Source organism: Ensifer sp. CCNWLY38, assembly GCF_037120565.1.
Taxonomy (GTDB): Bacteria; Pseudomonadota; Alphaproteobacteria; order Rhizobiales; family Rhizobiaceae; genus Ensifer; species Ensifer adhaerens_H.
This window is the reverse complement of sequence record NZ_JBBBBO010000004.1, coordinates 83,546-95,388: the sequence shown is the minus strand read 5'-3', so window position 1 is coordinate 95,388 and position 11,843 is coordinate 83,546. Positions and strand designations below refer to the sequence as shown.

The window sequence follows — 11,843 nt, the reverse complement described above, 5'->3', positions numbered from 1 at the left end:
GTTTTCGATGTTCGAGGTAACGGACGCGCCTCCGGCCGAGGCGCTGGAAGCGATCGGCAATGGCCTCGCGGCCTTCAATGCCGCCGATGTCGGCCCGTCGGAGCGGAGACCGCTCGCCGTGCTCGTTGGCGGTTCCGAGGCGAAGGGGCAACGCGGTGGCTTGAACGGCTACACCGGCTGGGGCTGGCTCTTCGTGCAATGGCTGTGGCTGCCGGAGGATCTTCGTGGCCAGGGCCTTGCCGGCAAGCTGCTTCAGGCGGCGGAAGACGAAGCTCGACGCCGCGGCTGCCACAGTGCCTGGATCGACACCTTCAACCCGCAAGCCCGGCGGGCTTACGAACGCCAGGGTTACCAGGCCTTCGGCGAATTGCCGGACTTCCCCATCGGCCGCACCCGGGTCTTCCTGAAGAAATCGCTCGTCTCCGGCTAGAGCGCCGTGCGTTCAATTGAACGCACACAGGACGCTCTAGCACTTTGGATCTAGAGCATCTTTCCACCTTCGGTGTTTCCACCTGAAAGCGGGATGCTCTGGTCTCAGACCGCGAGCTGCAGCTCGAGCGGCACGGCGGATGCCACCGCATCGTCCCGCCAGCCGATGGTGCCGGCAAGGCCAGCATGCACGCCCTCGGCCATCGGCACGACGAGCACGCGGGCGGGATCGACCGGTCCCGGAAATTCGAGCGCACCGTAGCGCACCTTCTCGAAGCCGAGCGGCTGATAATAGGGCGGATCGCCAACGAGGATCACCGCCTCCGAACCCTGCCGCCGCGCCGCTTCGACGGCGATGCGCACGAGCTCCCGGCCGATACCCATGTTCTTGTGCGAAGGCCGTACGGCCAGCGGCCCAAGCAGATGGCCCTTGATCGATCCTGCCATCACAGGCGTCATCCTGACCGATGCGATCGTCTCGCCATAGTCGGTACAGATGAAGGAGAGCGACCGATCATGCGGCCCCTGCTCGCGGATGCGCGCGGCCGCCCGGGCAAACCGGCCGGGACCGAAGGCTTCTTCGTTGATGATTTCGATGGCTGCGTCATGGGACGCGTCTTCGGTCAGGTAGACGAGATCGTGCTTTTTCATGGGATCGAGAAACCAGGCATGCGAACAGACATAGGGATGGCTTCGCCCAAACCGGGCGTTGGCAGCATCAGCGTCGTCGCAGGTTTCCCGAGAACATCATCAGTGTGGTTTCTTCCAACACGAAAAAAAGTGTGAGATCGCCGATATCAGAAAATTGCCCGCTGTCAAAGCCTAAAACGCACTGTTCGGATTTCGCCATCTATCGGACGCCGCTGGAAGCGCTATCTATGAGGGCAACGATCACGAAGGAGAATTCAAGATGGGCAGGTTGGTGGACGGCGTCTGGCAGGACGTCTGGTATGACACGGTGGCAACGAACGGCCATTTCAAGCGCAGCGCCTCGCAGTTCCGCAACTGGGTGACAGCAGACGGATCGGCGGGACCGAGCGGCGACGGCGGTTTCAAGGCGGAGGCCGGTCGCTATCATCTCTATGTTTCGCTCGCCTGCCCCTGGGCGCACCGCACGCTGATCTTCCGCAAGCTGAAAAAGCTCGAGGACCTCATTTCCGTTTCGGTCGTCGATCCGCTGATGCTCGCCCAGGGCTGGGAGTTCAAGGACGGCGGCATCGGCACCGGCGACCATCTCTTCGGATCGAAGGCGCTGTGGCAGATCTATACCCGTGCCGACGCCCACTATTCCGGCCGCGTGACCGTGCCGGTTCTTTGGGACAAGCAGCAAAACACCATCGTCTCGAATGAATCGTCCGAGATCATCCGGATGTTCAATTCCGCCTTCGACGGGCTGACCGGCTCGACGACCGACTTCTACCCGGAAGAACTGCGCGCCGAAATCGATGCGCTGAATGCCGACGTCTACAACGACGTCAACAACGGGGTTTACAAGGCGGGCTTTGCCACCACGCAGGCCGCCTATGTGGAGAGCGTTACTGCGCTCTTTTCCCGGCTCGACAAGCTGGAAGAGCGCCTTGCGTCGCATCGCTACCTGACCGGCAGCCGCCTCACCGAGGCCGACTGGCGCCTGTTCACCACGCTGGTGCGTTTCGACCCGGTCTATGTCGGCCACTTCAAGTGCAACATCCGCCGGATCGCCGACTATCCGAACCTGCAAGGTTACCTCCGGGAGCTTTACCAGGTCCCGGGCGTGGCCGAGACCGTCGATATGCGCCACATCAAGGAGCACTACTACCGCAGCCACACGACCATCAACCCGACCGGCGTCGTGCCAATGGGTCCGGTGCTCGACCTCACCTCCCCGCACGGACGCGAAAGGCTGTAGATCGAGTGCTCGAGCGGATCGACCGCCTCTACCAGTGAATGTCGAAGGCAGCTCTGCCGGCGAGTTCCGCAAGCCGGCGACGTGTCGCCGGCGTGGTATCCTCCGGCAGCGCATTGAGCGCGAAGAAGCCGCTCGCGGCGATCTCCAGATCCGGCGTCTTCGGCGCTGTCTGTCTGACGCCGTCGCAGCGGTAGAAGACGACATGGTCGCGGCGGCTCGTGCGCCTGTTGTAGTAGACCTGGATGAGCACCGGCGGCGCCGTTGCCTCCAGGTTCCCCTCTTCGCGCAACTCCCGCAGCAGCCCGTTAATCGAGGCTTCGTCGCGATCAAGCCCCCCACCCGGCAGGTGCCAGCCCGGCAGATAGGAATGGCGCACGAGAAAAACCCGGCCCTCGTCATCGAAACAGGCAGCGCGAACGCCGATCGTCATGCCGCGCGCAACGGCGTAATAGCCATGCGCGAGCCGCATCAGGAGCCGGAGATACCAGCGCCGCATCTCCGGTGGCCGTTCCTCGTTCAGTCGTCTCGTCCTTCCCATGTTTTCGGCCGCACGCGATTCATCGGGCGACCTGATTCCCCTCGGCCGGAATATGCGCTAGACGGGGGCGATGTTCAAACTTGCCCATATCTCCGATGTCCATCTCGGGCCCCTGCCCGAATTGTCCCTGAGGGAGCTCGCGTCGAAGCGCATCACCGGTTTCGTCAACTGGCACCGCAACCGCAGCCGGCATCTCTTTACCGGCACGCTCGACACCCTGCTGGCGGATATCGAGAAGAAGGATCCTGACCATCTGGCGATGACAGGCGATCTCGTGAACCTCGCGTCTTCGCTTGAGATCAAGGCAGTGACCGAATGGCTGGAGGATGCCGGCAAGCCGGAGAACATTTCCATCGTTCCGGGCAACCACGACGCCTATGTTCCGGGTGCCTACGAAAAGACCACCCGTGCCTGGTATCCCTATATGCGCGGCGACGATGCGCCGGCTCATTGGCACGACCGGCACCGTTGCTTTCCCTATATGCGCGTGCGCGGACCGGTCGCGCTGATCGGCTGCTCGACCGCTGTCGCAACGCCCCCCTTTGCCGCAAGCGGCTATTTCGGCCAAAGGCAGGCGCGCGCCACGGTCAACCTGCTGCGTCAGGCCGGCGACGCGGGCCTCTTTCGCATCGTCATGATCCACCACCCGCCGATCCGCGGCGCAGCCTCGATGCACAAGCGCATGATCGGCATCCGCCGTTTCGCCGCAACGATCTCCTCGGGCGGTGCGGAGCTCGTGATCCATGGCCACACCCATCTCAACACCGTCTACTGGCTGAAAGGCCAGAATGCACCGGTCCCGGTCGTTGGCATCGCCTCGGCCTCGCAAGGCCCGGGCGGCCACAAGCCGCCAGCAGCCTATAACCTCTTCACCGTCACCGGCGAGCCGGGCAATTGGCAGCTGACGCGCGAACGCTATGCGCTGAACGGTGACGCAACGACGGTGACGCTCGCCGAAACGACGCGTTTCTGAAGCCGTCAGGCGGGCCACTTCGCAGAATATTCATCGCCCGGCGAATAATTTCCCGTTTTCATGCGTCATACCCCAGTCGTGCGCCGCCTGCTGGTGGCGTGCACTGTCTTCTGTCATGCTTCGTCGGTGGATCCGCCCGATGGCGGCTCACCTCCTTACGGAGCGTCAAGGACACGCGATCATTTTGAAACGACGCGCGGGCTTTCGAGGGCATGCGCAAGGAACGGGAGATGGCATGATGTACCGGAAGAGCCTGCTTGGCGCCCTGATTGTGGCCGGCGCAACCAGCTTCATGGCGCAGGCCGTGATGGCAGCCGGCGAAGATACCAGCGAACCGCCCAAGAAGACCAAGACGACCAGCGAATGCACGGATGGCAAGGTGTGGGACGCAAAGAAGAACGCCTGCGTCAACGCCAAGAAAAGCGACCTCAGCGACGATATCCTGTTCCGGGCTGCCCGCGAGCTCGCCTATGCCGGCCAGTATGAAAATTCCATCAAGGTGCTCGGCGCGGTCAAGGACCAGAAGAGCGCCCGCGTGCTCAACTATCTCGGCTATGCCAACCGCAAGGCCGGCCGCATGGAACTCGGCATGCAGTACTACAAGCGCGCGCTCCAGGCCGACGAGAACTACATTCTCGCGCGCTCCTATATGGGCCAGGCGCTGATCGAACAGGGACACGTCGAGGAAGCACGCGTGCAGCTCGTCGAGATCCGCGATCGCGGCGGCGAAAACACCTGGGCCTACCGCGCTCTGTTGCAGTCGCTTGGCGGCGTCCGCCAGTACTGACCCGCCGGGAGCATAGAGGCGGCGCCCGGCGCCGCCTCGATTACTGCGCCAATCGACAGAGCGCCGAGCGCGCAAGAGATGCGCCGGCATCTAGCCCTTCTTGGCGCCTCCGCTGGTGCCGCTTGCAATGGGCGCGCTCTCGTTCTTCTTCTCCGACCATTCCGGCGGCAGACCGAGCGCGCCACCGGCGATGCCGCCGAGACCGGATCCTTTGCCGAAAACGGCGCAATCGGGATCGGAGGGCTTGCCGGTCACCGCATAGGCGACGCTGTTCTTGACGTTCTTCATCGAAGGCAGTTCGAAATCGGATTTCATCGGGTCACCCGATTTCTCCAGCAACGCACTGAAATCGCCCGAAAAATCTCCGGCGAGCTCAAAGGCGTCGGCTGCCGTCGATGCGCGGGAACCATTGGTGAGGATGTTGGCACCGCGCGCCCATGTCAGCCCGGCGATCTGCTTGCCCCGCGCGTCGAAAGCCTCCGCCTCGACTGCGAGACTTCCAAGACCGATCGGAATGCGCGGAACCGGAACGGGAGCGACCGCCGAGGTGACGGTCGATACGCCCGCAACAACGGCATTTGTCGATTTGACCTTGCTGATGACGGAACGCACGGCCATATCCGCCGGCTTCGATATCGGCACGACATCGAACTGCGCACTCAATGCTTCGCAGAGCGACCGGTCGATCGCCGTCGCCACCAGTTTCTTCTGCGGATCTCCAAGCTTGTCGAGATCGGCATTGGTCGCGAAGGTCGTCGGGATCACGTGCACCGTCTTAATGTTCTTGGTCGAGGCGGCATCCACCCGATACTTCGTCTTGGTCACCATCCCGTCGCTGGCGACGAAATCCTTGTAGGACGATAGCGATCCGGTTTCCATGACCTGAGCGCTCTGGCATGCGGCAAGCCCCACAAGCAGCGGAACCACGGCACCAATGCGCATGGCCATGGCCCCTCGCCGAAGCTGGGCTCGGCCCCATCGGCCGCCCCCGATCCGAGCGGCGTTCATTCTCTTGCTACGATGCTGTGTGTTCATTGGCGTGTCCCCGACATCGACTTGCAGTTGTGCGATGAGGTCCGGCCAGATTCGGGCCGAACTTTGACGCGATCTCGGGGCGCGGGTGCAGTTTACGGTAACGAAGCCCTTGGTTAACGGCCGCCGGCAAGCAAAAGCTTTTTGAGAAAAGACGCCATGAAGCAGCAGAATTTGCTTTCCGTTCCGGCACTTCCCTTGCAGACTAAGGGGCAAATGTTTCATATCATCCGGCTCGTGCCTCGCACCGCGAATAAATGCACGATCCGGCACGTTTCATTTGGAAGAGCAATGCGTCCAGCGGCAGAAACGAAGGACTTCAGACGCGACTTGGTCAGTCTCCTGCCCAAATTGCGTCGGTTCGCGATGACGCTGACGCGCAACGCCAATGATGCCGACGACCTGGTCCAGGAAGCCTGCGAGCGCGCGATCACGCGCAGCCACCTGTGGAACGGAGAAGGCCGGCTGGAAAGCTGGGTCTATGCGATGACGCGCAACCTTTGGGTCGACGAGATTCGCAAGCGCAAGGTCCGCGCCGGCAGCGGCACGGTCGATGCGCTCGGCCAGGACGAGCTCAGCATCGAGGCTTCGGCCGAAAAGGCCGTCTACGCCAACCAATTGCAGAAGATGATCCTGTCGATGCCCGAAGGCCTGGCGAGCGTGTTCCTGCTGGTCAATGTCGAAGGCCACAGCTACCGCGAGACGGCCGACATCCTCGGCATTCCGATCGGCACTGTCATGAGCAGGCTGTCGACGGCGCGCCTCAGGCTTGCCGCCATGATCTCCGAGAATACCGAAAGGAGGGCCTGACCGTTGCAACAGACAAAGGGTCACGCACTCGAAGTTCGCCTATCCGCCTATATCGACGGTGAGATCGGCGAAGCGGAACGAAATGAACTCGACGCGCTTCTCGCCCGCGACGAAGACGCCAAGGCTTTGTTCGAAAAGCTGAAAGCCGGCAGCAGCTTCGGCGATACGGCTTTTGAGGATTTTCTGCACGATCCCGTGCCGCTGGCCCTGGTGCGACAGATCAAGCAGGGTCCCGGTGTCAGCCCCAAAACCGAACGCGTGACGGCGACAGCCGCCAACGTCAGAAACGTGCGCATCTGGCCGCGCGTGCTTGCCGCATCGGTCGCACTGATGCTGCTCGGCGGTTCGGCCGGCTTCGTCATCGGCACGGCAAACAATGTGGGCGAACCGGCCGAAGTGGCTGCAGCGCGCGGTTGGCTGGACGATATCGCCGACTACCACCGCATCTATTCGCGCCAGAAAGAGCATCTCGTCGAGGTTCCCGCCTCCGAGGCTCCCAAGATCGAGACCTGGCTTGCATCCAGCGTCGGCGTTCCCTTCAAGATTCCGCAGCTTGGCGGTAAGGGCCTGACCTTCGAGGGCGCCCGTCTGCTGGTGGCCAACGGCAAACCCGTGGCACAGCTCGTTTACCGCAGCACGGAAGGCGAGATCTTCGCGATCTGCTTTCTCAAGAATACCACCGGCCCGCAGTCGAACGATTTTGACGAGAGCATCCGCGATGATCTCGGCATGGTCTCCTGGCAGAGAGGTGGCGCCTCCTTCGTGCTCGTCGGCCCTTCCGCCCATGTCGGGATGCAGGATATCGCCGAGGCCGCCGCCGCGACGATCTGAGTTCACGCCTTCAAAGCTTAGCTTTGCCGCAACCAACACGAAAATTCTGGAACCGCCCCCTTGGCAACACCAGTTGCCAAGGCAGATTTCGCTGCCATGAAAAGCAGACATCGGCCGCGGCTCGGCAGAGAGCATAATTCGTGCGCCCGTGTTTGGATCAAGCAGAAATTTGTGTAGGCAACCAAACGGTTACACCTGCGACCACGTCGCAAAATACATATATCGCGATGGCCAAATATTGAGTCTGAATTGGAGCGTCGAAGCTCCCGCAAAATTGGCAAAAATCGGAAAGAAAAAACCAAATGTTGACATTGCAATACTTTGTCTATATCTCTGGCAAATCGATATTTGCTTGCTAAGCTTTGGTTACCGCGCATCTAGCAACCGCGCCCTGAACGAACCTTCCTTTCAAAAATCGCTATCACCATCCGCAGCGCTCCCGCGTCGCGGTCGTTCAATATGCTATGAGAGGGTTCTTCATGACCACCGGCACAGTTAAATGGTTTAATTCCACCAAGGGCTTCGGCTTCATTCAGCCTGACAACGGCGGCCCGGACGCCTTCGTCCACATCTCCGCCGTCGAACGCGCTGGCATGCGCGAAATCGTCGAAGGCCAGAAGGTCTCCTACGACATGGAGCGCGACAACAAGTCGGGCAAGATGTCGGCCTGCAACCTTCAGGCGGCCTGAATCGGTATCGGCTCTCCCTTGACCACGGATGTACTGGCACTGTCGAGAGCATGATACCCATCAAGGTCAGGCAATATGCCTGGCCTTTTTTATTTCCGCGCATCGAATGCACGTTCCCGCGACTGCGTTGCACATCGGGAACGACGTGAGTACCGTCGACGCGCCTGAAAGATCGGGATCACCCATGACAGAGACCCACACCAAATCGCGCCAGCGGGCCGAAATTGCCTTTGCCAAGGAGCAATCGCAATTCTTTGCCCGAGGCAGCGCAGTCGAGGAACTCGACGCCATCGTCCAGGCTCGCGAAGAGAAGACCTTGCGCCTGCGCGAAGCACGCCTGGCGAAGGAATTGCAAGATCGTCTGGCGGGTGTTGCCGCCCCCATTTCGAAACGCGTCAGAAAAACCTGACCTTCAGTCAGCGTGACGCTTCAACTGGAAGAGAGACTTGAGAAACATCAGAAACAGTGAACTCACCGACCGTCGCAGCGCCGCTGCCGATGCGAAGAAGGCGCTTCTTGACGCCTACCGCGCGGCAAAGGAAGCCGCAGAACCGACCCAGCTCGCCCGCCAGGCCGAGCGTCAGGCAGTCGCTGCGGCCCGCGAGGAACGGCGCGCTGGTCGCGAACGGGCGAAGGCCGAGGAGCGCGAGCGTCTGCAGGCCGAGGCGGCAGAGCGCGAGGCCGCCGTCACAGCCGCTGCAAGAGCTGAAACCGAGGCACGCGAGGCCGCTGATCGGAGCCGCATTGCGCGCGTGATCGAGGACGAGGCCGCTCGCAAGGCCGAACGCGACCGGCGCTACGCCAACCGCAAGGCGCGGCAGGCATAACAGGCGACCGGCGCGCCGGCATGACGCCGTCATGCCGAGCTGCGACTGCGCTATCTCAACGATTGATCGAAAACGCCGCGCGTCCATTGAGGGCGCGCGGCGTTTTTGTTGATCAGCCGCGCTTCATTTCCAGAACGCGGTTCGCCGCCGAGACGATCGCTTCGAGCGAGGCGGCAACGATGTTGGTGTTGATGCCGGCACCGAACAGCTTGCCGCCCGGGTGCTCCATCTCGACATAGGCGATCGCGGCTGCGTTCGAGCCGTGCTGCAGCGAATGCTCGGAATAGTCGGCAACCGAAAGATCGACGCCGAGATAGATCGACAGCGCGTTGATGAAGCCGTCGATCGGCCCGGTGCCCTTGCCTTCGATGCGCTTCACCTCGCCATTGTCGGTGATCTCGGCCGCCACCACGCGCACGCCCTTGTGTTCGCCCGCGGGATAGGTGTGGTGATCGACGAACTTGATGCGCGCGCCCGGCTGCTCGACGTAGCGTTCGATAAAGCGCTCATGGATGCGCTTCGAGGGCAGCTCCTTGCCCTCCTCGTCGGTAATGCGCTGGATGTCTTCGCGGAACTCGACCTGGAGGTTGCGCGGCAGGTTGATGCCGTAATCCTCCTGCAGGATATAGGCGATGCCGCCCTTGCCCGACTGCGAGTTGATGCGGATGATCGCCTCGTATGAGCGGCCGACGTCGCGCGGATCGATCGGCAGGTACGGCACTTCCCAGAGCGGCTTGTTGGCCGTCTTGATCGCCTTCATGCCCTTGTTGATCGCATCCTGGTGCGAGCCGGAGAAGGCCGTATAGACCAGCTCTCCGACATAGGGGTGGCGCTCCGGAATGACCATCTGGTTGGAGTATTCGTAGACTTCCTTGATCCGCTCGATATCGGAGCAGTCGAGCTGCGGGTCGACGCCTTGCGTGAACATGTTCAGCGCCAGGGTGACGACGTCGACGTTGCCGGTGCGCTCACCGTTGCCGAACAGCGTGCCTTCGACGCGGTCGGCGCCGGCCATCAGGCCGAGCTCGGTGGCGGCGATGCCGGTGCCGCGGTCGTTGTGTGGGTGCAGCGAGATGATCAGGCTCTCGCGATTGTCGAGGTTGCGGCACATCCATTCGATCTGGTCGGCATAGATGTTCGGCGTCGCCATCTCGACGGTCGAGGGCAGGTTCAGGATCAGCTTGTTGTCCGGCGTCGGCTTGACGATTTCGGTGACCGCATTGCAGATCTCCAGCGCCACTTCGAGCTCGGTGCCGGTAAAACTCTCCGGCGAGTATTCGAAGCGGTAGCCGCCACCGGCCTTGGCCGCCATGTCGGTGATCATCTTGGCAGCGTCGGTGGCAATCTGCTTGATGCCTGCGACGTCCTTGGCAAACACCACCCGGCGCTGCAACTCACTGGTCGAATTGTAGAAGTGCACTATCGGCTGGTGGGCGCCCTCGAGTGCCTCGAAGGTACGGGTGATCAGTTCGGGCCGGCACTGCACCAGCACCTGCAGCGACACGTCCTTGGCGACGTTGCCCTCCTCGATGCACCAGCGGGCAAAGTCGAAGTCCGTCTGCGAGGCCGAGGGGAAGCCGATCTCGATTTCCTTGAAGCCCATGTCGAGCAAGAGCTGGAACATGCGCGCCTTGCGATCGTGGCCCATCGGATCGACAAGCGACTGGTTGCCGTCGCGCAGGTCGACCGAGCACCAGATCGGCGCCTTGGTGATCGTCTTCGACGGCCAGGTGCGGTCGGCGAGGGCGATCTGCGGGTAAGGCTGATACTTCACCGACGCTTCCGGCATGCCGTTCTTGATGGAATGGGATTTCTGGATCATTGCAGCTTCTCTTCATCACTGAGCGCTCTGGCCGCATTGCCATAACCGATCGGGGACCGGATTGCGATGGCAAATGCCGCGGCGGGCGCGCCTTTGTCCTAAAACTCTATGGGGTCGAGGAGCATCCGCCGGCGTGGCTTTTCGGCCGCCGGGCGCTCCTCAGCGAACCCGGCAACCGCGAGTAAGGCCGAGAAGAAGAAGCGATGCGAAGGCGCGCGACGGCGCACGATTGTCATCGTGTCCGGCGGGGATCGAGGCGATCCGATATGCGTCAGCCTTGGTCATGGTCAAAGCCTATACACGGCTTGCCGAACCGGAGCAAGCGGCACAATGCGCGGAGGTCACTGCAAAGGAAAAGGGCACCGGCGCGATGCCGGTGCCCTTCATATCCGTTCGGCTGAAGCGAACTCAGATGTCTGCAGCCGAGGTGATGATGCGCGACACGAGACCATAGCTTTTGGCCTCTTCAGCCGACAGCCAGTAATCGCGCTCGGTGTCCTTGGCGATCTTTTCGACCGTCTGGCCGGTCGCTTCGGAGAAGATCTTGTTCAGGCGCTCGTTCATCTTGATGATTTCGCGTGCCTGGATCTCGATGTCCGAAGCCATGCCTCGGGTGCCGCCCGACGGTTGGTGAAGCAGGAAGCGGGTGTTCGGCAGGCAAAGGCGACGCTCCTTGGGAACGCCGACATAAATCAGCGCGCCGGCGGATGCGACCCAGCCGGTGCCGATCGTCCAGACCTTCGGCTTCACGAACTTGATCATGTCGTGAATGCTGTCGCCGGATTCGACGTGGCCGCCCGGCGAACTGACGAAGAGACGGATGTCCTCATCGCTGGCCGACGCAAGCGCCACGAGCTGCGAGCACACCTTCTGCGCCAGTTCCTGGGTGATCGTGCCGTAGATGAAAATCGAACGCGACTTGAAAAGGTTCGCCTCCGTTTCCTTGCCGAGCGGCAATTCGGTCTTCTTGTCGTCCTCGTCGTCGTTGTCGTACATCCGTGTTTCTCCGGCGTCTCATGAAGTCTTCAGTCAAAGTCAGATAATGCGACTCGACCCCGAAGACAATGCAACAAACGGAAGCGGCGACAAAGCGGCAAGGCGCACTTCGCTTATGGTAAAAACACCTACCGCCAAATGCCGTATAGACAGGTGGGCAAAGGCCAATAAGATCAACAGCGTCAAAGAACTGCAGAACGGGGCCGTCCTCCCAGGCCTCG

14 protein-coding genes are annotated in these 11,843 nt (G+C 61.7%); 9 read left to right on the top strand and 5 right to left on the bottom strand.

The window, feature by feature from the left end; all coding sequences use genetic code 11:
* Window positions 1-7: 7 nt before the first annotated feature.
* On the top strand, window positions 8-430 hold the full coding sequence (locus V7S54_RS10040; protein WP_065374248.1) for a GNAT family N-acetyltransferase: 423 nt from the start codon (window positions 8-10) through the stop codon (window positions 428-430).
* A gap of 104 nt (window positions 431-534) precedes the next feature.
* Here the strand turns inward: V7S54_RS10040 and V7S54_RS10035 are convergent, their stop codons facing one another.
* Window positions 535-1,080: a GNAT family N-acetyltransferase gene (locus V7S54_RS10035; protein WP_065374249.1), complete on the bottom strand. Its 546-nt coding sequence runs from the start codon at window positions 1,078-1,080 to the stop codon at window positions 535-537.
* 259 nt (window positions 1,081-1,339) lie between these two features.
* Here V7S54_RS10035 and V7S54_RS10030 point away from each other — a divergent pair, with 259 nt between their 5' ends.
* A complete protein-coding gene (locus tag V7S54_RS10030; protein ID WP_065374250.1) occupies window positions 1,340-2,317 on the top strand; it encodes a glutathione S-transferase family protein in 978 nt (325 codons plus the stop codon).
* A 28-nt stretch (window positions 2,318-2,345) separates the two neighbouring features.
* On the opposite strand, the gene V7S54_RS10025 is transcribed toward V7S54_RS10030, so the two are convergent.
* A complete protein-coding gene (locus V7S54_RS10025; RefSeq protein ID WP_065374251.1) occupies window positions 2,346-2,855 on the bottom strand; it encodes an NUDIX domain-containing protein in 510 nt (169 codons plus the stop codon).
* 70 nt (window positions 2,856-2,925) lie between these two features.
* Here V7S54_RS10025 and V7S54_RS10020 point away from each other — a divergent pair, with 70 nt between their 5' ends.
* Together V7S54_RS10020 and V7S54_RS10015 are read left to right on the top strand one after the other, a co-directional pair.
* Window positions 2,926-3,828, top strand: coding sequence for a metallophosphoesterase family protein (locus tag V7S54_RS10020; RefSeq protein ID WP_065374252.1), 903 nt, complete (start codon window positions 2,926-2,928; stop codon window positions 3,826-3,828).
* Between the two features lie 235 nt (window positions 3,829-4,063).
* Window positions 4,064-4,615 carry a tetratricopeptide repeat protein gene (locus V7S54_RS10015; protein ID WP_176707557.1) on the top strand — a complete coding sequence of 184 codons (552 nt, stop codon included), beginning with the start codon at window positions 4,064-4,066 and terminating at the stop codon, window positions 4,613-4,615.
* 90 nt (window positions 4,616-4,705) lie between these two features.
* On the opposite strand, the gene V7S54_RS10010 is transcribed toward V7S54_RS10015, so the two are convergent.
* The gene (locus V7S54_RS10010; protein ID WP_176707558.1) at window positions 4,706-5,563 is read right to left on the bottom strand and encodes a DUF3313 domain-containing protein; all 858 of its coding nucleotides are present in this window, start codon (window positions 5,561-5,563) and stop codon (window positions 4,706-4,708) included.
* 375 nt (window positions 5,564-5,938) lie between these two features.
* Here V7S54_RS10010 and V7S54_RS10005 point away from each other — a divergent pair, with 375 nt between their 5' ends.
* The 5 genes from V7S54_RS10005 to V7S54_RS09985 all read left to right on the top strand — a co-directional run bounded on the left by V7S54_RS10005 (window position 5,939) and on the right by V7S54_RS09985 (window position 8,804).
* The gene (locus V7S54_RS10005; RefSeq protein WP_057253076.1) at window positions 5,939-6,457 is read left to right on the top strand and encodes an RNA polymerase sigma factor; all 519 of its coding nucleotides are present in this window, start codon (window positions 5,939-5,941) and stop codon (window positions 6,455-6,457) included.
* Between the two features lie 3 nt (window positions 6,458-6,460).
* Window positions 6,461-7,288, top strand: coding sequence for an anti-sigma factor family protein (locus tag V7S54_RS10000; protein WP_065374254.1), 828 nt, complete (start codon window positions 6,461-6,463; stop codon window positions 7,286-7,288).
* 479 nt (window positions 7,289-7,767) lie between these two features.
* A complete protein-coding gene (locus V7S54_RS09995; RefSeq protein WP_053248201.1) occupies window positions 7,768-7,977 on the top strand; it encodes a cold-shock protein in 210 nt (69 codons plus the stop codon).
* Window positions 7,978-8,161: 184 nt separating this feature from the next.
* Window positions 8,162-8,386, top strand: coding sequence for a hypothetical protein (locus tag V7S54_RS09990; RefSeq protein WP_065374255.1), 225 nt, complete (start codon window positions 8,162-8,164; stop codon window positions 8,384-8,386).
* A 37-nt stretch (window positions 8,387-8,423) separates the two neighbouring features.
* Window positions 8,424-8,804, top strand: a complete 381-nt coding sequence (locus tag V7S54_RS09985) for a DUF6481 family protein (RefSeq protein WP_065374256.1) — start codon at window positions 8,424-8,426, stop codon at window positions 8,802-8,804.
* Window positions 8,805-8,916: 112 nt separating this feature from the next.
* Here the strand turns inward: V7S54_RS09985 and leuA are convergent, their stop codons facing one another.
* Both leuA and V7S54_RS09975 read right to left on the bottom strand, forming a co-directional pair.
* Window positions 8,917-10,626 carry a 2-isopropylmalate synthase gene (gene leuA / locus V7S54_RS09980; protein ID WP_065374257.1) on the bottom strand — a complete coding sequence of 570 codons (1,710 nt, stop codon included), beginning with the start codon at window positions 10,624-10,626 and terminating at the stop codon, window positions 8,917-8,919.
* A 408-nt stretch (window positions 10,627-11,034) separates the two neighbouring features.
* Window positions 11,035-11,622, bottom strand: coding sequence for an ATP-dependent Clp protease proteolytic subunit (locus V7S54_RS09975; RefSeq protein ID WP_057253064.1), 588 nt, complete (start codon window positions 11,620-11,622; stop codon window positions 11,035-11,037).
* Between the last annotated feature and the right edge of the window lie 221 nt (window positions 11,623-11,843).

Excerpts from the sequence above, each read along its gene's own strand:
- V7S54_RS10040 (WP_065374248.1), top strand. The coding sequence starts at position 8 with ATGTTCGAGGTAACGGACGCGCCTCCGGCCGAGGCGCTGGAAGCGATC.
- V7S54_RS10035 (WP_065374249.1), bottom strand. The coding sequence starts at position 1,080 with ATGAAAAAGCACGATCTCGTCTACCTGACCGAAGACGCGTCCCATGAC.
- V7S54_RS10030 (WP_065374250.1), top strand. The coding sequence starts at position 1,340 with ATGGGCAGGTTGGTGGACGGCGTCTGGCAGGACGTCTGGTATGACACG.
- V7S54_RS10025 (WP_065374251.1), bottom strand. The coding sequence starts at position 2,855 with ATGGGAAGGACGAGACGACTGAACGAGGAACGGCCACCGGAGATGCGG.
- V7S54_RS10020 (WP_065374252.1), top strand. The coding sequence starts at position 2,926 with ATGTTCAAACTTGCCCATATCTCCGATGTCCATCTCGGGCCCCTGCCC.
- V7S54_RS10015 (WP_176707557.1), top strand. The coding sequence starts at position 4,064 with ATGATGTACCGGAAGAGCCTGCTTGGCGCCCTGATTGTGGCCGGCGCA.
- V7S54_RS10010 (WP_176707558.1), bottom strand. The coding sequence starts at position 5,563 with ATGGCCATGCGCATTGGTGCCGTGGTTCCGCTGCTTGTGGGGCTTGCC.
- V7S54_RS10005 (WP_057253076.1), top strand. The coding sequence starts at position 5,939 with ATGCGTCCAGCGGCAGAAACGAAGGACTTCAGACGCGACTTGGTCAGT.
- V7S54_RS09995 (WP_053248201.1), top strand. The coding sequence starts at position 7,768 with ATGACCACCGGCACAGTTAAATGGTTTAATTCCACCAAGGGCTTCGGC.
- V7S54_RS09990 (WP_065374255.1), top strand. The coding sequence starts at position 8,162 with ATGACAGAGACCCACACCAAATCGCGCCAGCGGGCCGAAATTGCCTTT.
- leuA (WP_065374257.1), bottom strand. The coding sequence starts at position 10,626 with ATGATCCAGAAATCCCATTCCATCAAGAACGGCATGCCGGAAGCGTCG.
- V7S54_RS09975 (WP_057253064.1), bottom strand. The coding sequence starts at position 11,622 with ATGTACGACAACGACGACGAGGACGACAAGAAGACCGAATTGCCGCTC.